We start from the raw sequence: 22,730 nt of genomic DNA on the forward strand, positions 1-22,730 counted from the left end.
TAGGGAAAGCGTCCTCCTTTCTCCTACGTCACGGCATTACCGCCTTGGGGGCGGCACCCAGGTTGAGCGTGCGATACAGGCTTGCGGCATCCGCTGCCTCCCGCGCGCGGGCTTCCTGCGCGGTAATCTTGCCAGCGCGGATATTGGCGTCATCCGCCTCGGCTTTCTGGCGCTCCATAGCCACCGTTTCCTGTTCCGACATCTGCCACAGCGGCACGAACTCGAAATCGAGCGTGCTGTCCACGCTGCCCCACAGGTTCAGTTGCACCAGTGTCAGGATCGCGCGCAGGACGGGGGCGATATGCGCCTGCTGAAAGGCTGCTATTTCGTCGTAAAAAACGCGGATTTCCCCTTCCGATGAGGCATTGAGCCCCTGCGGCTGGATACCGAACAGCTTGACCAGCGGAATACCCGGAACCGAGGCCATGAATTCCTGCGCCTGGGCCTGCAAATCCGCAAGGCCCGAGAGCGGGGCCGCGTTTACCGCGAAATCCTCGGTCTCACGGTCCAGAACGAAGGTGCCGTTATTGTTCTGCCACGCCGTCATGGCGGCAAGCCGGGCCGTAATGCCCTGGGCGTCAAGCTCGGGTGGGCCGCCCTGCTCGCTCATACTGCCTGCCATGTCGGTGCGCAGCACGCGGGTTGCGTAATTGCTGATCATGTCCGAGACCGACTGGCGCGTGCGCAAAAAGTTATGCACATAGGCTTCCAGCATCTGCGGCAGGGCCAGGCCGCCAAAGTTATAGGCAGGCTTGAGCAGGTCCGGCACGTCGTATGGCACCATGTTCAGCAGGCGGGTGGCATGGACCAGCGTGCCCTGCACCCACCAGTCGGCTGGCCGGTAATAATCCTCCGCCATGGGGTTGGTGGCGTTGTAGCTGTTGGGCGTGGTCCAGACCGGGTCGATCAGGGTCAGCCGGTCGAGCTGGCCACGGCCCACCCCATGGCTGTTCAGCCGCAACGGCAGGGCCTGCGCGGCCGGCGTGCCCGCCGGTCCTTTCAGCCCGATCCAGACATGGCCCATGCCGTAGCCCAAGGCATGAACGGCCAGCCTGCGCACCAGATCGCGCACGTTCAGGCGGGCAAACTCCATTTCGATCGCGTGCAGGCGCGCCGCCGTCTGCGCGGGTGGCTCATATCCCGGGCGGGTCTGCACGCACCGCAGGCGGACCCACTGGCGCGTGGCTTCCCGCGCGATAATTTCAACCGGTTTGCGAAATTCCGCCCGCAGCATCATGGCTGCCAGGTTGGCATACCCCCGAAAGGGCAGCCCGTCGGCCAGCATACCCCCGCCCAGGCTGAACTGGGCTGCGGCAAAGCGCGCTGCCGCCCCGTACGCTCCATTCTCCGCCCCGTTATCGGCCGCAAGTGCCGGGGCGGATACAGCCGCACGCCCCAGCACCCCCTCTGGCGGGCGATAGGGTGCGAACAATGTGTCCGCCACCGGCATATGCCGCGGCTGGGCCGGGCCGGACGCGCCATAGCCCGCCATGCCCCGCGCCAGCCGGGCAAACAGCCCCCTGCGCGCCCCGGCCATCCCTGCCACCCCGCCCACGGAACCGCCAACCCCGGGACATGACCCGCTCCCGGCAGGCGGGCGGGCGCCGGATGCCGGCTCCAGGCGGGGCTCAACCCTTGGGGGGTGCGCATGCTCCAGCCTGCGACGCAATCCGGTAGAAAGAAAACCTTTTGTCATGCCTGACCTGCTCGCACTATTGAGCGCACGCCATCCGCCGTAAAACGGGGCAGGCCGCGCCGGTTGTGAATAAGGCCGTCCAGCGCGTAACGCAGGGCGTCCATCCAGTGGTTGTGGGCATCCGCCACCATGGGCAGGATGTCGTCCGTATGCGGGTCCACCCTGTAGGCGTATTGCCGGAACTCCGCCGCCACACGCACGCAGCGCGGGTGCACGACAATACGTTCGAATGTCTTGAGCCGGGCTATGCCGTCTTCCACACTGCCGGGCCATTTGCGCGCCGCCGTGATTTTGAACCCGTAATGCCGGGCCAGAAAGCGGATGGTTTCGGGCCGTGCGCCGTCTGCCTTCCATGGCCACTGGCGGGCACCGGGCACGGTGTCCAGCACGGCGGGAATACGGTCCAGCTCTATGCCCTGCCCGCCTGCCTCGTAATCGATATACAGCACGCCGCCCTCTATCCAGCAGCGCAGGGCCGCCAGCGGATCTTTTGCAAAACCCCAGTCCACACCGTAATACGGGCGAATGCTGTCGGGTGTTTCAAACGCGCGTACCTGCACATGGCCCGCAAAAACCAGCGCGTCCGAGACCGTGCGATACGCCCCCTCCCAGATATGGTCGTATTCCTCGGGTCGGGTGCGGGCATCGGCCTGGCGTTCGGCTTCCAGCGTGCCGGTGCTGAACCACGGATTATCCGCCCAGTTGGCGCGCACGGCGACAAGATCCGCCCTGTCCGAACCGGCACCGCGAAAAAACGCGTCCACCGCATCCTGCTCCGATGTCGGGTTCCAGCTTGCCCATATTTCCGAACCGGCCTTGCGCAGCGTGGGGCGCAGCAGCCGCCAGCTATGGGCGGACAGGGACTGCGCTTCCTCTACCCACGCGCGATCAAAGCCTTCGAGCGACTTGATACTGTCTGCCGTATGCGCCTGCATACCCTGGAAAATAATGATACCGTCACCCGGTGTACGAATGACCCGGTCCTGGATATCGAACAGGCCGTGCAGGTTATGCTGTTCGATCTTGTCTATGATCAACTGCCGCGACGACCGTTCCATGGATTTCTGCACCTCGCGGATACAGACCGTGCGGTGACCGGGCAGGCGCAGATGTTCCTCCACCACGCATTCGCCAAAAAAATGCGACTTGCCCGACCCGCGCCCACCGTAAGCTCCCTTGTAACGGCACGGGCCAAGCAGGGGCGCGAAAACGCGCGCGGTCGGCATATCCAGCACGCTGGCGCGCGCCGTGTGCGATCTGGGTTTTTTCACGATATCTCCTGACCGGGATCGACAATGACACGGCGGATCACACCCGGTGGTGCGGGACGTGTGGCGGTGGCCTGTGCATCCGCCCCGGCCTTGTCGCCGTAGCGGGACGGTGCCCGTTTGGACATAAGCCATTTCAACGTATCGATCCGCAGGCGCAGGGCGGCGGTGTCATCCCCCCTGACAGTTTCAAGCTCTTTCAGCAACCTGTCCTCGAACGCTTCGGCCGCGAGCATGCGCGCCCGGGCGTATGACGCGGCAGCCCCGCCGCTACGCCGCACATGGTGGCGCAGCACCGGCCATGCAGGCATGCCGGGTTGCCGGGCAATATCGCGCAGGCTCTGTCCTTCTTCCGTCAGGCTGAGCACCTGCCGCCATTGCTCGGGCGATACGGGGCCACCCCCGCCGTCAGGCTCGTCCGTTTTCCCGACCATGCCCCACCTGCCCGACGCCAACCCCGTTTCGCCCACGCGCGACAGTACCCGGACGGTCCAGCCCCACAGGGGGACAATACGCATGCCCCTGCATACGCGCGACCGGCACGGGGCCGCGCCACGGCCCTGCCACCTGTTCGGCGGCGGCAAGAGCGTTTTCACGCGCAAGCATGGCCTGGATACGGCGCATGGCCTGCGGTGGCATACGCCCCACCACCGCCCCCGCCAGCCGCAGGCCGGGTTGGGGGCGGCCCACACACCGCACGCGCTGGTCGGGCGCCAGACCGGCCTGCGCGGCCTCGATCATGGACAGGGATATATCCGCCCTGTGCCGCGTATTTTCCGAATCCGGCACCAGAAAGCACATTGTGCAGGCATGGCGGCTGACCGCCACACAAACGGCGTCGTACCGGCGCAGACGTACGATATCCGCGCAGTTGATCTGATCTGTCATGTTTTTTTCCGAAATCATGCCGCCGGATGCCCAGAGGCCACGGCGGAAACCGGCCATAAAAAAAGCCGCCCGAAGGCGGCTGTGCGGCACAGAAATTCCAATGTAAGAAAACCTATACCAAAGCTGCGCGCAGCCTGCAAGATTTTTTTTGTGTTTTTCAGGATAAATCTTTTTACAGTCTTTTATTTTCTTACTCCTTATACGTCCGGCACCGAAGCTGGCCGCGTGGCTGTTGCACCCGCCCTGTCACCCCGCCCCGCATAAAAGGCCTCAAGCTGCTCCAGCACCATCGCACACTGGGCAGAGGCTTTCAGCCGCGCGCGGGCTTCGGACAAATGCGGGAACAGAACACGCCCGATCTGCACAAAGGACAGTTCCTGCACCAGCATCAGCCGCAGGCGTATTTCCGTGCAGGCCCCCAGGGCCGCGCGCACCGCGCCAAGGCGGGCGGCAGCGCGGCCACGGGTCAACTGCCACGACACCGCGTCGTGCCGGGTGGTGGTATCCGCCACATGGCCGGCGGCAAATTCAACCACATCCTCGTAGGCAAAAGCCCAGTCCCTGTACCAGCGTTCCGCCGCGTTGGCCGCGTCCTGCCCGATATCGCGCGCACCCAGCAGGGCCTGTACCGTGCCCAGAACCCGAAAAGGCACATCCGCGGCACCCGTGGCAAAGGTGGAATGGGCCAGCCTTTCTGGTGTGGGGGCATTGGGGTGTATGCTCTGTCTCATATCCGATATATCTCTTTTTTATCTGGAATTTTGTCAAAAATTAAGTACGTTTTTCTGCCTGCGCCAGCATCAGCCGCAGGCAGGCCGCCATGCCGTATAGCGCTGCGCAGCGGCCGTGCAGAAAATCCCGCACTTCCGCTGCGGACGGGAAAAACCTGAACTGGCATAACGCATCATGCCAGACCGTGCCGACCCACACGGCGGCAGGCAGGTCCGAACAGACCGCAAGCAGTGCCTGGCTGCGCAGTTCCAGCGCGACACCGGGCAAGGGGTTTGCCACGCCGGCATTCAGGATTTCGGCAAAATCATATACCCGCGCGTGCAACATGGCGTGGGGCATGGGGGCCAGAGCCTGTTCTATGCGGGGCAGCAGGGTTCCGGCTTCATGCAGCAGCACTTCGGGCGGGGTAAATCCGCCGGGCCGATACCCCGCCAGATACCCTGCCAGAGCCGGGCCGGGTTGCGGCAGCGCAGCCAACCCACCGGCAGCCCCCACGGGCTGAGGGGAAAGAGGCAGCCCGCATCGGCCAGCCTGCCCCGGGGTGCAATCCCTGCCGTGCGTCCTGCAATGTACAGTGGCCTGTGCATGCCCCGTGTCGCATACCGTGGCCTTCATTTTGCGATTGTGCGCGTTGTGACCGACGCCGTGCGCCGTGTAGCGCTCCTTGCCGGGCCCCTCATCACGCCCGGTGTCGGCGCTTCTGCCCCCGGTATCGGGGCTACGTGGCACGTCATATGGGACACGGTGCGTGCGGGGCGGCATTGATGCAGGCCCGGCGGGGTGGCCTGATGTTTGCTGGTCGGCATGGCGCAGGCCGGTTGGCAAAGCGGGGGTCATGGTTGCTCACCCCTCAGGCGTTGGGCAAGACGCCGGGCCTGTTCCTCCAGCGGGTGGGCAGGTCTGGCACGCGCACCCGCTGCGCGTGCCGCGTCCGCCGGGCGGAGCGAACCTGCCGGAACGGAAATGGTATGCGCCTGCCCCGCCCGTTCGCGGCGGCACCAGTTCCGCCATGTGGCGGCCCAGTCGGCCTTGCACCCTTTGGCCCCCGGCACACCCAGCCAGTAATCCACGAACCGTTCCGCCGTACCGGCCGCGTTCAGCCCCAGACCCTGCGCAAAACCTCTGTCTTTGTCGTCTGGTTTCCAGTCGTGTGGCCGGCGGGTGCCCCGCCCCTTGACCGCCATGACGGCGCGCCTGCCGCCACCGGACCCGCCATTGCAAAGCGGTGCAGACCTGTCAGCAGCCCCTTCCACAGCCTGCTGCCCGGCCCCGCCGGAAGGCGCGGCAACATCGCGCGTCGGGAACGCAGGCATGGCAGAGCGGAGCGTACCATCCGCGACAGGCGGGCTGGCATTTTTTGCGGCGTCCAGCCCTGAACTGTCCTTATGACTGTCCCTTTGACTTGTACTTTTCCTTGTACTCTCTCTTGTACTCTCCCTTGCATGACGCGGGGCATATGCGGCGGCATCGGTCCGTATATCGACCTGTAGGTCGCCCCGTGGGGCAGCCCCGCCCTGCGCCCCGTTGCGGGTCGTGGGGTCAGGACTGGTGTCTGGCCCTGAGCCCGCAGGGTGCCAGCGGCGGGCCGCGCGGGCGCGCTGGGCCAGGCGACCTTTCCACGCATGGGCGGCCTTGTCCGCCAGAACGGGATGGTAAAGCCTGCCATCGGCGCAGGTGATCCACCCATGCAGGGCCATGGCGCGCACTTGGGGCCAATCCGCTCCCGCTCCGGACAGATGGGCCAGAACCCGGTCATGATCGGGCAGGCTTGCGGCAGGCACCTGCTGCCAAGCCTTGCACCATAACGCCACGGCCGATTTGAACTCCGCGCCCGTGCTCAGGGCAAACAGGTCGCTGTCGAGCAGACGCACCGTGTCCAGCGGCATGAAGGGCAGCCCCCTCAGGTCGCAGTCCGGCGGGGTCAGGGGCTGTACGGCCGGATCACTCCCCTGCACGGGCACGCCACAACGTTCAGGCGACAACCCATCGGGGAACGACGCCCCATCGGGCAGTGCATATGACGGCGTTAATTGTGCGGAAGCAGGACCCAAAGGCGGGGGAGGCTGGTCTGTCATGGCGCCACGAACACTTTGTGCTGGTTTCATGCACAAAGTGTGCTATTATTCCACACAGCGTGCAAGCGTTTTTTCCGCACTGACATGTATGATCTTTTCGCACATAGTAGGCGCATGACCGGATCCCGTATTACAGACAGGCTGAAAGCCCTGCGCGAACGCGCGGGCTACACCATTCGCGATTTCGCGCGCGCCGTAGGCTATGGGGAGAAATTCTCGTCCTACCGCACGTATGAGACCACGTACAAGAAAGAGGTGCTGCCCCTTGGCATGGTCAAGGCGATGGTGCCCGTGCTGTCCGGGCGCGGCACCCCGCCCATTACCGCCAACGAGGTCTGGAATCTTGCCGGTGTAAGCGCCGGCGAATCCGGCCTGACAGCCACAGCCCGGCGCGCGCACCCGCCTGCTGGCGCGCCATCCGGCCCTGCCACGCGCTCCGGCATGGGCACGGGATATGCCACGGGGCACGACATGGGACACACCATGGGCGCTGGCCCCGGCGGCGGCTTTGGGGGCGGCTCACGGGACGAGTCACGGCCCGGTTCCGTCGAGGGTTATGGGGAGGGTTACGGCGGCCACCTTGAAGGCGATTCCGGGCGCAATTCCGGGGCCGCACCCGCATCTGGCCATGGGGCGGGAGGGGAGCCACCGCCTGCCACGGGTGCCAATGCCAGCAGCCACCCCGCACAGCCCCGGTCTCGGTCCCTGCCCCAGCCTTTGCCCAGCCAGGTAGCCATACCGGAATACGACGTGATTACCTCTGCCGGGCCGGGCACAGTGCCGGTCTTATGCGCCCCACAGGACGGGCTGCACCCGGTGGAACACTGGAACCTGCCGCGCAGCTATATCGCGTCCTTTACAGAAACGCCGGATTCGCTGGCCATTATCCGTGTCGCGGGCGACAGCATGGAACCCGACTACCAAGCAGGCGACCGGGTGCTGGTGGATACCGCGCACCAGATCCCATCCCCCCCCGGTGTTTATGTTCTGTGGGACGGGTTCGGCCTTGTGCTCAAACGGCTGGAACTGCTGCCCGGCACGGAGGACCCCCGGCTGGTGCGGATCATGAGCATCAATCCCGCCTATTCCACCTATGAACTGACACTTGATGAAATCAGCATCAACGGCCGTGTCGTGGGCAAATGGACCTGGAAATAGGCGGGGCGACACCGTTCGGCCCGGCTCGGGCCCCAGCCAGCCCAACCCCGCACAAACCTCCCCCCAATCCGGCACGGCCTGACCGTATGTCGAGCGCACCGCTCCATACACGCACAATCTGTACGTTTTTTCCGCTTGACCGTATGTGCGTTATTATCGCACACTAAGCCGGGTAAGAGGCGAAGGAGCGGACATGACCACACACCCTGAGCGGGGTTCCGACACAGCCCCTTCCCCCTACCGGGTTGCGCTGGGTGACGGAGTGTTCGACACCACCGACCTGCCCCGCACGCTGGCCTGCGAACTGGACCGCTACGAGCGCGCCATTCTGGGACTGGAGGCTGCGCGACAGGCGCTGGACTGGCCCCTGTTCACGGATTTTGCTTTCGCGCGCGTGCAGGGCGATTTCTGTGCTGAAGGCATTGGGGAACTGGTGCAGGCCGTGCGTGACCTGCATGCGACAGGCCCTGCCCCGCAGGCCAGACTGCCTGTATTTTAAAGGCTGTTTGCAAAAGCCCTGTCGCATCGCGCGGGCCGCGACCGCCTTGCGGCCGCAACCACACGCACAAGGTGGACGATTTTTATTTACCGTCTGTCGCGCGGTCTATGGCTCGCCCGGCGCGTTCGGCCTCGCCCTTGGGTGGGTCCAGCGTGTCCTGCACTTTTTCGCCGAAGGTCCGCTTATGGGGTTTGCAGGCAACCGCTCCCAGACCGACAACAGACAGGGCAAGAATAATGGCAAGTGACCGACGCATTTGGCTTCTCCTTGATATCTCTGGGTTTTCCAGCGCCTGAGCACGCAAAAGGTTGCATGCGCCATGCCGCAGCCGGGTTCGCGCAATAAGCACAAAAACACGCCGGACATTGTGGCAGGACGAAAACAGGGTGAACTGTTCAGGAAAAACAGGAACGCGGTTGTCTTCCCGGCCTGATTTCATAACCCCGATAAAAATCGGATAGTACAGCTTTTTTTGCAGGAAAAGGTGGTGAGCCGGGTGGGACTCGAACCCACGACCATTCGATTAAAAGTCGAATGCTCTACCGACTGAGCTACCGGCTCACACGTCAGGCCCGCATGCGTTGCACCGCTACGGGATGGGGGTGTTCCTAAACGGATAGCACACCCCCTGTCAAGCGCGCGGCGGGATTTTCAGCGCCGCGCGCTATACCCGGCCCATGCCCCAACCCTGCCACGGGACCGGGCGGGGGCTGAACGCCCGGACTATGCTCCCCGGCACGGGTCCTGCTGCCAGACATGGCGGAAGGACACGACAGGCGAGGTAGGGGCCAAAGCCCCTGCCCCACCATTGCGCCGGAGACTGGCCTCAGGCGCTGGCGGCTGCCGGGCGCATGGACGCGATCCGGTCAGGATCTTTCACAACGCCAGACCCACCCGCGCCGCGCTTGATCTTGTCGACATGCTCCATGCCTTCGATCACTTCGCCCACAATGGTGTACTGCCCGTCCAGATGGGGGGAGGGCTCGAACATGATGAAAAACTGGCTGTTCGCGCTGTTGGGGTCGGACGTGCGGGCCATGCCGATGGTGCCGCGTTCGAACTTGGCCTTGGTGGTGAATTCGGCCGGCAGGTCGGGCAGGTCGGACCCGCTCATGCCTGTGCCCGTCGGATCACCGCCCTGTGCCATGAAACCGGGAATCACGCGGTGGAACGCCACGTTGTCGTAAAAGCCGTCCGCCGCCAGCGTACGGATACGCTCGGCCGCCTTGGGGGCCAGGTCGGGGCGCAGGCGAATGACCACGCGCCCGGCCGGGACATCCATGTAAATCAGGTCGTCTGTTGTTGTGTCAGCCACAGGTTTTTCTCCTTCATGTGTGCTGTTATACGCATAACGCCCGGCACGGTGCCCGGTAAGGTGGTTTTTTTCGGGGCAGGCAGACCGGCAGCACGACACGCCGCCGCATCGGCCCGAACGGGCCGGGGGTTAAGAGGTGGAGGTGTTCTCCCCCAGCCGCGCGGCCAGGCGCGCCAGCAGGCGCGCGCGGGTGGCGGGGGTTACCAGTTCGGAAATATCACCGCCATAACTTGCAATTTCCTTGACAAGACTGGACGAGATAAACTGCGTGCGTTCCGACGCCATAAGGAACACCGTCTCGACCCCGCTGTCGAGCTTGCGGTTCATGCTGCTCATCTGGATTTCGTAATCGAAATCGGACAGGGCGCGCAGGCCACGGATTATCAGTGCCGCACCGTTGGCCCGCACCGCTTCCACCAGCAGGGAATGGAACGCCACCACCACGATATCCGACCCCGTGCGGGTGCGGATGGCGGGCAGCGCGTCCTCCACACAGGCAATGCGCTCCTCCACCGGCATAAGCGGGTTCTTGCGCGGGTTGCGGGCAACACCGATCACCAGCCTGTCCACCAGACGCGCCCCGCGCTCGATCACGTCCAGGTGCCCGGTTGTAACCGGGTCGAACGTGCCGGCATAAAACCCTACGCGCCTGACAGGCACGGCAGGGTCGGGTGTCATGTTCCCGGCCCTTCACCGCCTGTGGCCGTATCCGCGCCGGGGGTGGGCCCTTCCGCCGCGTCCATGCCCGTATCGCCTTCGTCATCCCCGTCATCCATGACCGGGAACACGCTGGTAATGCGTTCGCTCTCGTTCAGGCGCAGCACGGTCACGCCGCTGGCCTGCCGGGACATGATCCGCACCTGGTCCACCGGCACGCGGATCAGGCGGCCCGCATCGGTGACAAGCATGACATCCGTGCCCGCCAGCACCGGCAGGGTGGCGGCCACCTCCGTCCCGCGCTTGGAGGCCGAGAAGGTCATGTTGGTAATACCCTGCCCCCCGCGCCCGCTGACACGGTAGTCATAGGCGGAGGACCGGCGACCGAACCCGCCGTCGCTCACCACCAGCAGGATTTCCTCCGCCGCTTCAAGCTGGGCGAAGCGTTCGGGGGTGAGCGCTTCCGTGCCCGTGACGGTTTCATCCTCGTCCGTATCCGGCGTGGTGGAAACTTCGGCCTCGTCCTCATGCGTTTCGGCGTTTTCGGCGCGGCGGCGGGCATTGGCCATGCGCAGATAGGCCGCGCGCTCTTCCACCGTGGCATCGACATGGTTGAGTACGGCCAGGCTGATCACCCGGTCACCCTCGGCCAGACGCATGCCGCGCACACCCGACGACCCGCGTCCGGCGAACACGCGCAGCGTGTCATCCGTGATCTGGAAGCGGATGCAGCGCGCCCCGCGCGTGGCCAGGAACACATCCTGCCCTTCGCGGCAGGTGGCCACGCCGATCAGGCTGTCACCGTCGTCCAGCTTCATGGCGATCATGCCCGACGAGCGGATATTGCGGAAATCGCTCAGCCGGTTGCGGCGCACATGTCCGCTGGCCGTGGCAAAGACAAGGTGCAGGCTTTCCCACAGTTCCTCGTCCTGCGGCAGGGGCAGCACGGCGGTAATGGTGTCGCCCCCCAGGTCGGGCAGGAGGTTCACCAGCGCGCGGCCTTTTGCGGCAGGCCCGGCCTCTGGCAGGCGCCAGACTTTTTCGCGGTAGACCTTGCCGCCGGAGGAGAAGAACATGACCCACTGGTGCGTGTGCGCATTGAACGACCGCACCACGATGTCATCCCCGCGCGTGCCAGCCCCGGTGCGGCCACGGCCACCCCGGTTCTGGGCGCGGAACACATCCAGCGGCGTGCGCTTGATAAAGCCGTCCCGCGTGATGGTGACAACCATCTGCCCGGGTTCGATCAGGCTTTCGTCGTCCTGGTCCCCGTCATATTCGGTAATGTCGGTCATGCGCGGGGTGGCCAGTTCGGCCCGCGCGCTGGACAGTTCCGCGCACAGCACTTCCATGCGGCGGGGGCGGCTGACAATGATTTCGAGCAGTTCGTTGATACGCTGCGCCACCTCGGACAGTTCCTGCGTGATCTTGTCCCGCTCAAGCCCGGTCAGGCGTTGCAGCCGCAGTTCCAGAATACCGCGTGCCTGCGCTTCCGTCAGGCGCACGCGGCCATCGGTCACGACGTTGCCTTCGTCATGGATCAGGGCCAGCAGGGGCTCCACCTCGGCCGCGTCCCATGTGGCGGCCATCAGCGCCTCACGCGCGTGGGCGGCGTCGGGGGCGGCGCGGATCAGGGCGATCACCGCGTCGATATTGGCCACGGCAATGACCAGCCCCACCAGAATATGCCCGCGATCGCGCGCCTTGTTCAGTTCGAACCGCGAACGGCGCAGGATCACTTCCTCACGGAAGGCGATAAACGCCTCCAGCACGTCCTTCAGCCCCATCAGGCGGGGCTTGCCGCCATCCAGCGCCAGCATGTTCACGCCGAACGAGGTCTGGAGCTGGGTAAAGCGGTAAAGCTGGTTCAGCACCACCTCGGGTGTTGCGTCGCGCTTGATCTCGATCACCACGCGCATGCCCGACCGGTCGGATTCGTCACGGATGTCGGAAATGCCTTCCACCTGCTTGGAGCGGACCAGATCGGCAATGCGTTCCTGCAGGGTGGCCTTGTTCACCTGGTAGGGAATTTCCGTCACCACAATGGCCTTGCGGTCCTTGCGGATTTCCTCGATCTCGGCCTTGGCGCGGATAATCACCGACCCGCGCCCGGTGGCGAACGCGCTGCGAATGCCCGAACGGCCCAGAATGGTGCCCCCCGTGGGAAAATCAGGCCCGGGCACGATGGCCATCAGGTCGTCCAGGGTCAGGTCCGGGTTGGCGATCAGCGCCAGTGTCGCGTCTATCACCTCACCGGGGTTGTGGGTGGGGATATTGGTGGCCATGCCCACGGCAATGCCGGTCGCGCCATTGATCAGCAGGTTGGGGAAGGCGGCGGGCAGAACGGTGGGTTCGTGCTCGCTTTCGTCGTAGTTGGGCTGGAAATCCACCGTGTCGCGGTCAATATCGTCCAGCAGGAAGGTGGACGCCTTGGCCAGCCGGGCCTCGGTGTAACGCATGGCGGCGGGGCTGTCCCCGTCGACGGAGCCGAAATTGCCCTGCCCGTCTATCAGCTTCACGCGCATGGACCAGGACTGCGCCATGCGCACCATGGCCTCGTAAATCGAACTGTCGCCATGGGGGTGGTATTTACCCATGACCTCACCCACCGCACGGGCCGACTTGCGGTAGGCCTTGTCGTGGGTGAACCCGCTTTCATACATGGCGTAGAGAATACGCCGGTGCACGGGTTTAAGGCCGTCGCGCACATCGGGCAACGCACGCGCGACAATGACCGACATCGCATAGGCGAGATAGGAGGAACGCATTTCCTCCTCAATGGTCACGGGCAGCAGGTCTGAGGGGGCCGGGGCTCCGGTCTGGTCAGAAATCTCGGTCAAGGCTCATCCGTTCCATCAAGCGGCGCGCACCGGGCACGCCATATCCATAAGCGCGCGCCGGTTGCCACGGCGCTACCCCCAACGTCTAGCACACAAAGCCGCCACGACCTAGCGCCCGGCACCGCACGGGCCGCACAGCAACGACCCACAGCTAGCCGCACCACCGCCCCCGCAGCCAGATTCGCAACCGGATTGACGATCATTTCCCGGGCCATATCCAAGACCATCCCCAAGGTCAGGTCCGGAACCCCGCACCCTGCCCGTGGTCCAGTCCATGGCCCGGCCCATGATCCTGCCCATCATCCTGCCCCGTATCAGACCCGTATCGGGGCCAGTAGCGGGGCCAGCAGGAGGCGGTATCGAGGGTGCGGCTGGGGGCAGACATCCGCCCCTTATCCGGCCCCATATCCCGCCCATGCCATGCGCCGCCGGGGGCACGCCTGCACTTGCCCCGCGCCATATGGGCGGGCGAGTGCGGGCAGGCGCGAACAGGCGGACGCAAACAGGCGGATGCAGACAAGCGGGCGCAGGCAGATGCACACGGACGAGCGGGAGGACACGGGCGGGCGAAAAAAAGACTGGCCCGCCGCCATGGTAGGGGGGCGCCCATGCCGCGGGTCAGGGGCGGCGCGGGTGTTGCCAGCGGTCCAGCACCTGCAGGGCCGGGGTGACGGTCACGCCGTGCAGCACGATGGAGATCAGCACGATCCAGCCGATCACGCTCCAGAGCCGGGCCGGGTCGGTAAAGCTGGCATGGTCGAGCGCGAAGGCCATGTAATAAATGGACCCCATGCCCCTGATCCCGAAAAACGAGATCACACATTTTTCCCACCATGGCAGGGGTGCTCCCCACAGGCTGAGCATACCCGCGGCAGGCCGCACCACCAGCAGGGCAAGGGCTGCGAACAGCAGCACCCGCCAGTCGGTCGCTCCCAGCAGCCCGCCATAGGCGATCATGCCGCCAAAGGCGAGCAGCAGCAGCATCATCAGCAGGCGCTCCACTTCCTCGGCAAAGGCGTGCAGGCGGTAGTGGTAGCTGTCATTGCGGCAGGCATGGCGCAGGCCGAGGGCTGCGATAAACACCGCCAGAAAGCCGTATCCGCCCACAAGCTCCGTCAGCCCGTAAGCCAGGCAGGTGGCACCCATGGCCACAAAGCCGTTCCCCCGGCGCGACAGTCTGGCCCTGCTGGGCAGATGAAAGGTCAGGTACCCCAGCACGCGGCCGATCAGGTAACCCATGACAACGCCCGCACCCAGCTTCCACACCACATCGCGCATGAGCCACGGGCCCAGGTCGGCCAGGCTGTAACCCGCCCCCGCCAGCACGATGGCCAGGTTCACGAACGGAAAGGCCAGGCTGTCATTCAGCCCGGCTTCGGATGTCAGGGCAAAGCGCGCCTCGTCCTCATACTCCTGACCGGGTGCGCCCACCTGCACGTCCGCCGCCAGAACGGGGTCCGTGGGGGCGAGGGACGAGCCGATCAGCAGGGCCGCGGCAACCCCCAGCCCAAGCAGGTTATGGGCCAGAACGGCCAGCAGCACGATGGTCAGCGGCATGGCAATGCCCAGCAGCCGCCATGTCAGCAGCCAGCGCCGCAGCCCGATCAGCCGGTCTATCTTCAACCCAGCGCCCATGAGCGAGACCAGCACCACCATCTCGCTCAGCCGTTCCGTGGCACGCGGATAGTCCAGCGGATGCACGGCCAGCGGCCGCAGGTCGGGCAGGGCCGTAAGAAGGGCCCCGGCCCCCACGCACAGCATGGGCAGCGACACCCGCATGCGCCGCAGCACGGACGGCAGCCACGCCGTCAGCAGGATCATGACACCAACCCCGCTCAGAACCTCCAGATACAGGACGTTGGACGGGTGGTGCATGGCGCGGTCCTTTGCTGCGTGACCACGCGACCGCGACAGGGCGGAACACCGCGTGGGCACAGTGTCCAACGCGCGAACATGCCTGCCGTACCCAACGGCATGACACCGCACCCTGCCCGCAGAGCACGGCACCGCCCGGAGCCCGGTCATTGCCCCACCATTGCCCAGCTATGCCGCCGCCGCACGGTTAATGTGGCGGACACCCGGCAACAGGCGGCCAGCAGGGGGCCAGAACCGGCCCCGGCCCCAACACCGGCTCACGGCTCACGGCTCACGGCTCACGGCTCACGGCTCACGGCTCACGGCCCCACGAATACCCTGCGCGCCAGACCCGCCTACCCCGGTCCGGGAATTGAAATCCGCTTCAAGGCGGCTCATAAACAGCACGGTCGAGGCACCGGCTGCGCCTTCAGGCTCCGGACCGGGATCGCCAGAACAACCTAAAGGACGCAGAGACCATTATTTCTGATATTACAAGGAAATTTCATCATGATTAAAAAAACATTACCTTCTTCCCCTGTATTGTCTTTTATGCTCCTGCGGCGCAAGCATAGATAAAATTTCAGAAATTTATGACAAAGACACAAGTTTTCAGACCAACACTCTTCTGGTCGTCGACAAGACCTTTGACGGCGGAATGCGGCAAGGCCCGCTGATAACGGCAGACATCAAATCCAGCTTTGAAAAATGCCCTATCACTGTTGGATATTTTGACACATCGCCCCTCTCCCTGGATAAGGAAAAAGATTTCAGGGACAAGATAAAAGCCTACAATGCCGATAAGATACTGGTTTTAGGCAGTTCTAATGCCGTGGTGGACTACCACAGAAATATTTTATCCGAAAAACTGCGTGTTTCTTTATTTGACACCCAGTCCCATAAAACAATCTGGGCTGAGGATTTGAAAATAAACATGCACCACACAGCCATAAACGGCATCGCGGTCTCGGACCCTAAAAAAGACGCCTGTAAAATCGGGGATAATATTGTCGCGTCATTAAGCGCCCATGGCATGCTTGCGGGCTGCAATCCGCCCCATGATTAAGGGCTGTCCGTCACCCTAAGGGTGCCCTGCCCTTCCTCTGCCTCGCCATCGGGCTTGCCACAGGGACAGGGCGCAGGGGCCAATATGCCGCGCCCCGTGCCGGAGGTCTGATGGTAATGGATAATCGGGCAAAGGCCGTGCCGGTCGTCTCCGGCACAAGGCTTACATGGGCGCGGCGGGCAGCCTGCCGCGCCCCATGGGCCGGGTTTAGCGGCCCGTGCAGATCCGCTCGACCAGTTGCCCTACCGTCGGCACAAAGCCGTTGGAATAGAACGGGTCGGTGGAGAAACGCCAGGCATTGGTGCCGCCGAACATGAGGTTATTGTCCATAACCGCGTCCTGATCGGGACCAGAGGCATGGGCCACGTCCTGCAGGGTCTTCTGGATACAGAAAGACCGCGGGTCCGCCTTGTGGCCGTTGGAATAGCTGGGGCCACGCTGGCTCCAGTTGGAAAAACGGCATTCCGACAGGCAGCCCATGCAGTCCGCCTGATCGGCCAGAATTTCGCGCGCCCGGTCGGGGGTCACAAAAATCAGTGTCGAATCCGGGGTACGCATGGCCTCGGTAAAGCCCTGGGCCTCCCAGTTCTGGGCGTGTTCCAGATCTTCCGCCGCCAGAAACACCTCACGCTTGCGCGCGCCAACACCGTAGGGCACCACATGCGTGCCCACCGGCTCGGCCGAGAACGCGACCTGGCGTTCGGACCGGGCCTGCAACTCCTGCAGGAAGCTGTTGTTGACGGCGGAGGAATAAAACCCCGTGGGCGAAAAGCGGTTAAGATACACATCGCCCTGCCGGAGCGTGCGCAGCCGCTGCTTCCATGCCTCGGGAATGGGGCTTTCGGTCGTCAGCAGGGGGCGCGTGCCGAACTGGAAGGCAACCGGCCCAAGTTCGGGGTTGTCGATCCAGTCTTCCCATTCCTCCAGCCACCAGACACCACCGGCCATGATAATGGGCGTGTCGTCCAGACCGAAGCCGCGCATGGCCTGCCGCAGCGCCAGCACGCGCGGGTAGGGATCTTCCGGCCCGAGGGGGTTTTCGGTGTTGGACAGGCCATTATGCCCGCCCGCCCGCCAGGGGTCTTCGTACACCACCCCGCCCAGCAGGCCCGCCGCCTTGTTGTAGGACCGCTTCCACAGCGCGTTGAACGCCCGCGCGGAGGACACGATGGGGTAGTAATGCACGCCGTACTGGGTGGCGATATCGGCCAGGCGGTAGGGCATGCCCGCACCGCAGGTCAGGCCGTGGATCAGGCCCTTGGTGCCTTCCAGCACGCCCATGATCACCCGTTCGGCCGAGCCCATTTCCCACAGGATATTGGCATGGATACGGCCCTTGCCACCCGCCATTTCATGGGCGATGCGCACCTGCGCGATACCGCCCGCAATGGCGTAGTTCACCAGTTCCTCATGCCGTTCGCGGCGCGTGCGACCATGGTAGATCTGCGGCACCACGTTGCCCTGCGCGTCATAGCTGTCGGCATTGACGATGGACACCGTGCCGGCACCACCTGCCGCGGCCCAGGCCCCGGCCGAAGCCCCGGTGGATACGGAAACGCCCTTGCCGCCTTCGACCAGCGGCAGAATATCCGCACCACCCATGCGCAGCGTGTTGATCGCCTTCATAACTGTCCTATCGTTCCCTGCCGCAGCCTGTAACCTGATCAAACCCACATATGGCGCCGCAGCGCCACACAGTCGCCCTGACGGGCCATACCTTCAAGGAAATACCCCTAGTCGCACAAGGCCGGGGCGGGTAGCCCGCAAGCCCCCGCCCCATACCCGTGCAGCCAGAGGAAAGCCCTATGCCTTATTCGGCATCGCGGCGGGGGCCGCGTGCGGGCTTTTCACCGACGGTTTCGGTAATATCGGCACCCGTGGCCTGGTCTACAACCCGCATGGACAGCTTGACCTTGCCGCGGTCGTCAAAACCGATGACCTTGACCTTCACCAGGTCGCCGTCCTTCACCACATCCGTGGTGCGGCCAACGCGGCCCTGCGCCAGTTCGGAAATGTGGACAAGCCCGTCACGCGCGCCAAGGAAGTTCACGAACGCGCCGAAATCGGCCGTCTTGACCACCTTGCCGTCGTAAATATGGCCCAGTTCGGGTTCAGCCACGATGCCGTTGATCCGTTCCAGCGCCTTTTTGGCCTGATCGTCGGACATGGCGGCAATGGTGATCGTGCCGTCATCCCCGATATCGACCTTGGCACCCGAATATTCCACGATCTCGCGGATGACCTTGCCACCCGAGCCGATGACATCGCGAATTTTCTCGCGCGGCACCTTCATGGTGGTGATCCGCGGCGCGGTGGAAGAAACCCCGGTGCGGTTTTCGGTCAGCGCGCCGGCCATTTCACCCAGGATGTGCATACGGCCGTCACGCGCCTGACCCAGCGCGATCTTCATGATTTCGGGCGTGATGGAGGTGATCTTGATATCCATCTGCAGCGCGGTCACGCCAGCTTCGGTCCCGGCAACCTTGAAGTCCATGTCGCCCAGGTGATCCTCGTCACCCAGAATGTCGGACAGGACGGCAAACTTGTCGCCTTCCTTGATCAGACCCATGGCAATACCGGCCACCGGACGCTTGAGCGGCACGCCCGCATCCATCAGGGCCAGGGAGCCACCGCACACCGACGCCATGGAGGACGAACCGTTGCTTTCCGTGATCTCGGACACCACGCGCACCGTGTAGGGGAATTCCTTGCGGTCGGGCATGAGCGGGTGGATGGCGCGCCATGCCAGCTTGCCATGCCCGATTTCACGCCGGCCGGGGGACCCCACGCGCCCGCATTCACCCACCGAATAGGGGGGAAAGTTGTAGTGCAGCATGAAGTTGGTGCGGTATTCGCCTTCAAGCGCGTCGATCACCTGCTCGTCCTGCCCGGTGCCCAGCGTGGTCACGACCAGGGCCTGGGTTTCCCCACGGGTGAACAGGGCGGACCCATGCACGCGCGGCAGCACGCCCACTTCAGGCACGATGGGGCGCACGGTCACGAGGTCGCGCCCGTCGATCCGCTTGGAGGTTTTCAGCACCGAGGTCCGCACGACTTCGGCTTCCAGATCCTTGATCATGGGCTTGGCGGCGTCGACGTCCAGCTCGGCCTCGACCAGGCGTTCCACAATGGCGTCACGCGCGATCTTCAGCTTTTCGTAGCGGGCCTGCTTCTGCTTTTCCTTGTAGGCGTCGGCAATCAGCTTGCGGCCCAGCTTGTCCACCTGCTTGCGCAGGGCAACCTGTTCCTTGCTTTCGCTCGGCAGGTCCCACGGTTCCTTGGCGGCGTGTTCGGCCAGGGCGATAATGGCATCCAGCACGGGCTGGAAGGCTTCGTGCCCGAAGGTGACGGCGCCGAGCATGATTTCCTCGGACAGTTCCGACGCTTCGGATTCGACCATCAGCACGCCTTCGGCGGTGCCGGCCACCGCGAGGTCAAGTGCCGAGTCCTTGACCTGTTCGATGGTGGGGTTGAGGATGAACGCACCGTCCTTGTAGCCGACGCGCGCGGCACCCACCGGGCCGAAGAACGGAATGCCCGACAGCGTCAGCGCCGCCGAGCAGCCGATCAGGGCCGGGATGGAGGGGTCGTTTTCCATGTCGTGGGTCAGAACGGTTGCAATGACCTGCACCTCGTTGCGGAACCCTTCGGGGAAGAGCGGGCGGATGGGGCGGTCGATCAGGCGCGAAACCAGGGTTTCGTTCTCGGACGGACGGCCTTCACGCTTGAAGAAGCCACCGGGGATCTTGCCCGCGGCATAGGCTTTTTCCTGGTAGTTGACGGTCAGCGGAAAGAAATCCTGACCGGGCTTGACGCTGCGCGCGCCAACGGCCGTACACAGCACCACGGTTTCACCATAGGTGACCATGACGGCGCCGTCGGCCTGACGGGCGACCTTGCCGGTCTCGAGCACGAGCGGACGACCGCCCCATTCGATTTCTTTGCGGAAATAATTGAACATTCTGTTATCAGCCTCTGCTGTCAAAACACATCGTCAGGGCCACAGAAAGCAACGGGAACAGAACCCGGGGGCGGACAGCGCCTCGGACGGCATGGAGACTGGCGGCAACACCGCCCAGGCGCCATGTGGTCGGAAACGCCGTGGCCGGACCGGGGCACGATATGCCCGCATGCCTGACCTGTGGCGATCGGTCTTGTATAGGGGTATTCACCGCGCCTGACCAGCAGCGCGACCCTGGCGGGAAACGGACAGTGCGCGGCACCGTCCCGCAACCCGGCAAAACCCCGCCCGCGCGCGGCATGACAGCGGCGCGGGCGGGGAACTGGTGCTGATTAGCGACGCAGACCCAGACGGCCGATCAGCGTTTCGTAGCGGCCCTGGCTCTTGCCACGCAGGTAGTCCAGCAGGCTGCGACGACGCCCGACCAGAATGAGCAGGCCACGACGGGAATGGAAATCCTTGGCGTGGGTTTTCAGGTGCTCGGTCAGGTTGTTGATCCGCTCGGTCAGGATCGCGACCTGGACTTCGGGCGAACCTGTGTCGGTTTCGTTGGTCTTGTATTCACCAATCAGCGCCGTGCGGCGTTCAGCGGTAATCGACATCACATGTCTCCATCAAAAAATGGTATCTGTCAGAGAATCCGCACCGGTTTGAGCCACCCGTCCTCCAGGCGGCCTATGCCCAGCACGCGCTCCCCTTCCATGACACGGACGGTCCCGGCCTCATCCGTCTGGGGGATACGCCCCATCAGACCGACAAGCCCGAGCGGTTGCCCGTGGCGCAGAAGGACCGCTTCGTCCTCGGTCAGGGCCAGCGCCGGGATGTCGGCCAGGGCGGTCTCGACCGGAGACAAAAGGTCCGGGGAAGCAGGGGCCTTGTCGTCGTTTGGCGCGAGTTTGTCCAGCATAATCGCATCCGCCTCGGTAAATGGCCCCACGCGCAGGCGGCGCAGCACGGTAATGTGGCCGAGCGTGCCTGCGGCAAGCGCCACGTCCCGCGCCAGCGCGCGCATGTACACGCCCTTGCCGGATTCCACCTCGAACACCGCCGTATCCGCATCGGGGCGGTCGATCAGTTCGAACCGGTCCACTCGGGCGGGGCGGGGCGGCAGTTCGGGCGGGCGGCCGTCGCGCGCCATGTCGTAGGCCCGTTCCCCCGCGACCTTCAGCGCGGAATAGACCGGGGGCACCTGCATGATATTGCCGGTCAGCGCGGGCAGGGCGGCACGCAACTGATCGTCTGTGGGGCGGGCGTCGGTCGTGGCGGTCACGGCGCCGTCGGCATCGTCACTGTCGCGGGATTCGCCCATGCGCAGGGTGAAGCGGTACACCTTGGTGCCGTCCATGACATAAGGCACGGTTTTCGTGGCCGTACCAAAGGCCAGCGGCAGCAGCCCGGTGGCCAGCGGGTCCAGCGTGCCGCCGTGGCCCACCTTCTGCGCATCGAACACGCGCTTGGCGAACCCCACCACCTGGGTGGAGGTCATGCCCGTGGGCTTGTCTATGATAAGCCAGCCATTCAATGGCCGCCCGCGTCTGCGTCGCATGCGCCTCTCCCGTTCGCCGTAACAGGCGCAGGCGCTCGGGCCTTCGCTCTGTCCTGTCCCCCACATCCCTGTCGGGCAAAGGCGTTGCATCTAGCCGAGCCCACGCCCGCCCGCAATGCCGAGACTGCCCGCACCCTTTTTTGCCACCGCCCACACCCTTTACCGCCACGGCGCAATGCAGCCCCAGCCCGGCACCACTTTTTGGCACCGCTTTTGACACCGCTCCGGCGCCACGCTGGCAGCACTCTGGCACCAGACACGCGGCACCCCCGGCACCGCCCACCCGGACAAGCCGGACACCCGCCGGGTCACGGCACACCCCCGGCAGGCGGCGCAAAAGACAGGGTGGGGGGTATCGCCATGGATATTACACACACCACACCCCGGGGGCACGCAGCGCCCCGGACAGCATGGGGGGCCAAGGCAACACCGCCCGGACGCCATCCGGCACCATGCTGGCGGCGTATGGGTCGCACAGGCCCGCATATTGAGTCGCACATGAGTCGCAGACGGGCCAGTAGGGGCCAGTACGGGCCGTATCGCCCGCAGGGCTGGGCTGCCAAAATGGCCTGTCTGGGCGGCCTTGCACCAGAGGGGCGCACTTTGCGGCCATTCCGGCCACCCGCCCCCATGGCCCTAAGGCCCAAATCGCGGGTCTAGCCAGCGCCACACCCATGCCTTAATGTGACAGTTACGTCATGAATACCCCCCTCGCCCTTCCGGCCCGCAGGCCGGGCCACCCCCCAGCCCCCGGCAACCGTAATCCGGGTGCCGGCGCGCGCACGGGCAGCCCCCTCAAACCCTGTGGCATCCCCCATGTCGGCTGACGCCCCCGCCTGGTCGGTACAGCCCGGCACCGCAGGGCCAAGCCTGCTGCTGAACGGGAGCTGGACCGTGCGCGGTGGCGGCATGACGCCGTTCGGGGCGGACAGCCTCGACCATGAACAGGGCCAGGGCCACGCCCTGCGGGTTGACGCGACAGGGCTGAAAGACTGGGATTCGGCGCTGATCTCCTTTTTATGGGGCGCCAAGCAGGCGGCGGCCCATGCCGGGCTGGAATTTGACGCAACGGCCCTGCCCGCCCCGGCCCAGCGCCTGCTGGCCCTGCTGCCGCCCAACCCCGCCCGTGCGTTCCAGAATATTGGGGCTGCGGCGTTCGGGTGGGTGCTCTGGGC

20 protein-coding genes, 1 tRNA gene and 1 pseudogene are annotated in these 22,730 nt (G+C 64.7%); 4 read left to right on the forward strand and 18 right to left on the reverse strand.

What is annotated here, in order from left to right:
- Nucleotides 1-28: 28 nt before the first annotated feature.
- From ABF990_RS12760 to ABF990_RS12790, 7 genes are all read right to left on the reverse strand, one after another.
- The gene (locus ABF990_RS12760; protein WP_415500636.1) at nt 29-1,696 is read right to left on the reverse strand and encodes a DUF1073 domain-containing protein; all 1,668 of its coding nucleotides are present in this window, start codon (nt 1,694-1,696) and stop codon (nt 29-31) included.
- Entirely contained in the window at nt 1,693-2,967 is a 1,275-nt protein-coding gene (locus ABF990_RS12765) for a PBSX family phage terminase large subunit (RefSeq protein ID WP_415500637.1), read from the reverse strand. The genes ABF990_RS12760 and ABF990_RS12765 overlap by 4 nt, the downstream gene beginning before the upstream one ends.
- The gene (locus ABF990_RS12770) at nt 2,964-3,398 is read right to left on the reverse strand and encodes a hypothetical protein (RefSeq protein ID WP_415491734.1); all 435 of its coding nucleotides are present in this window, start codon (nt 3,396-3,398) and stop codon (nt 2,964-2,966) included. Before ABF990_RS12770 ends, ABF990_RS12765 begins: the two co-directional genes overlap by 4 nt.
- Nucleotides 3,373-3,852, reverse strand: a complete 480-nt coding sequence (locus tag ABF990_RS12775; protein ID WP_415500639.1) for a hypothetical protein — start codon at nt 3,850-3,852, stop codon at nt 3,373-3,375. The genes ABF990_RS12770 and ABF990_RS12775 overlap by 26 nt, the downstream gene beginning before the upstream one ends.
- A 197-nt stretch (nt 3,853-4,049) precedes the next feature.
- Nucleotides 4,050-4,583 carry a hypothetical protein gene (locus ABF990_RS12780; protein WP_415500640.1) on the reverse strand — a complete coding sequence of 178 codons (534 nt, stop codon included), beginning with the start codon at nt 4,581-4,583 and terminating at the stop codon, nt 4,050-4,052.
- Nucleotides 4,584-4,623: 40 nt separating this feature from the next.
- Nucleotides 4,624-5,061 (reverse strand): hypothetical protein, encoded by a 438-nt coding sequence (locus ABF990_RS12785; protein WP_415500641.1) that lies wholly within the window; start codon nt 5,059-5,061, stop codon nt 4,624-4,626.
- Nucleotides 5,062-5,417: 356 nt separating this feature from the next.
- Nucleotides 5,418-6,539: a DUF1376 domain-containing protein gene (locus tag ABF990_RS12790; protein ID WP_415506641.1), complete on the reverse strand. Its 1,122-nt coding sequence runs from the start codon at nt 6,537-6,539 to the stop codon at nt 5,418-5,420.
- 234 nt (nt 6,540-6,773) lie between these two features.
- Between ABF990_RS12790 and ABF990_RS12795 the strand changes: the two genes are divergently transcribed.
- Together ABF990_RS12795 and ABF990_RS12800 are read left to right on the forward strand one after the other, a co-directional pair.
- The gene (locus ABF990_RS12795; protein ID WP_415491728.1) at nt 6,774-7,817 is read left to right on the forward strand and encodes a S24 family peptidase; all 1,044 of its coding nucleotides are present in this window, start codon (nt 6,774-6,776) and stop codon (nt 7,815-7,817) included.
- A gap of 193 nt (nt 7,818-8,010) precedes the next feature.
- Complete coding sequence (locus tag ABF990_RS12800; protein WP_415491727.1) at nt 8,011-8,316, forward strand: hypothetical protein; 306 nt, start codon at nt 8,011-8,013, stop codon at nt 8,314-8,316.
- 82 nt (nt 8,317-8,398) lie between these two features.
- Here the strand turns inward: ABF990_RS12800 and ABF990_RS12805 are convergent, their stop codons facing one another.
- From ABF990_RS12805 to ABF990_RS12835, 7 genes are all read right to left on the reverse strand, one after another.
- A complete protein-coding gene (locus ABF990_RS12805) occupies nt 8,399-8,572 on the reverse strand; it encodes a hypothetical protein (RefSeq protein WP_415491726.1) in 174 nt (57 codons plus the stop codon).
- Between the two features lie 229 nt (nt 8,573-8,801).
- Nucleotides 8,802-8,877 (reverse strand) — tRNA-Lys (locus ABF990_RS12810).
- Between the two features lie 265 nt (nt 8,878-9,142).
- Entirely contained in the window at nt 9,143-9,598 is a 456-nt protein-coding gene (locus tag ABF990_RS12815) for a peptidylprolyl isomerase (protein ID WP_415491748.1), read from the reverse strand.
- 162 nt (nt 9,599-9,760) lie between these two features.
- Nucleotides 9,761-10,309, reverse strand: coding sequence for a pantetheine-phosphate adenylyltransferase (gene coaD / locus ABF990_RS12820; protein WP_415491725.1), 549 nt, complete (start codon nt 10,307-10,309; stop codon nt 9,761-9,763).
- Nucleotides 10,306-13,128 carry a DNA gyrase subunit A gene (gyrA, locus tag ABF990_RS12825; protein ID WP_415491724.1) on the reverse strand — a complete coding sequence of 941 codons (2,823 nt, stop codon included), beginning with the start codon at nt 13,126-13,128 and terminating at the stop codon, nt 10,306-10,308. Before gyrA ends, coaD begins: the two co-directional genes overlap by 4 nt.
- A gap of 235 nt (nt 13,129-13,363) precedes the next feature.
- Complete coding sequence (locus tag ABF990_RS12830) at nt 13,364-13,513, reverse strand: hypothetical protein (RefSeq protein WP_415500643.1); 150 nt, start codon at nt 13,511-13,513, stop codon at nt 13,364-13,366.
- Between the two features lie 233 nt (nt 13,514-13,746).
- Nucleotides 13,747-15,003, reverse strand: a complete 1,257-nt coding sequence (locus tag ABF990_RS12835; protein WP_415500644.1) for a cation:proton antiporter — start codon at nt 15,001-15,003, stop codon at nt 13,747-13,749.
- A 637-nt stretch (nt 15,004-15,640) separates the two neighbouring features.
- On the opposite strand from ABF990_RS12835, the gene ABF990_RS12840 reads away from it, so the two are divergent.
- Nucleotides 15,641-16,048, forward strand: a complete 408-nt coding sequence (locus tag ABF990_RS12840) for a hypothetical protein (RefSeq protein WP_415500645.1) — start codon at nt 15,641-15,643, stop codon at nt 16,046-16,048.
- Nucleotides 16,049-16,255: 207 nt separating this feature from the next.
- Here the strand turns inward: ABF990_RS12840 and ABF990_RS12845 are convergent, their stop codons facing one another.
- The 4 genes from ABF990_RS12845 to truB all read right to left on the reverse strand — a co-directional run bounded on the left by ABF990_RS12845 (nt 16,256) and on the right by truB (nt 21,555).
- Nucleotides 16,256-17,674, reverse strand: a complete 1,419-nt coding sequence (locus ABF990_RS12845) for an NAD(P)H-dependent flavin oxidoreductase (protein WP_415491721.1) — start codon at nt 17,672-17,674, stop codon at nt 16,256-16,258.
- A 184-nt stretch (nt 17,675-17,858) separates the two neighbouring features.
- Nucleotides 17,859-20,009 carry a polyribonucleotide nucleotidyltransferase gene (gene pnp, locus ABF990_RS12850; protein ID WP_415491719.1) on the reverse strand — a complete coding sequence of 717 codons (2,151 nt, stop codon included), beginning with the start codon at nt 20,007-20,009 and terminating at the stop codon, nt 17,859-17,861.
- 332 nt (nt 20,010-20,341) lie between these two features.
- Nucleotides 20,342-20,611: a 30S ribosomal protein S15 gene (rpsO, locus tag ABF990_RS12855; protein ID WP_415491718.1), complete on the reverse strand. Its 270-nt coding sequence runs from the start codon at nt 20,609-20,611 to the stop codon at nt 20,342-20,344.
- A gap of 29 nt (nt 20,612-20,640) precedes the next feature.
- Nucleotides 20,641-21,555: a tRNA pseudouridine(55) synthase TruB gene (gene truB, locus ABF990_RS12860; RefSeq protein ID WP_415501011.1), complete on the reverse strand. Its 915-nt coding sequence runs from the start codon at nt 21,553-21,555 to the stop codon at nt 20,641-20,643.
- Between the two features lie 816 nt (nt 21,556-22,371).
- On the opposite strand from truB, the pseudogene ABF990_RS12865 reads away from it, so the two are divergent.
- A pseudogene (locus ABF990_RS12865) lies at nt 22,372-22,730 on the forward strand (hypothetical protein); the annotation flags it as partial.

Source organism: Acetobacter sp. (genome assembly GCF_047723915.1).
In the GTDB taxonomy this organism is placed as follows: domain Bacteria; phylum Pseudomonadota; class Alphaproteobacteria; order Acetobacterales; family Acetobacteraceae; genus Acetobacter.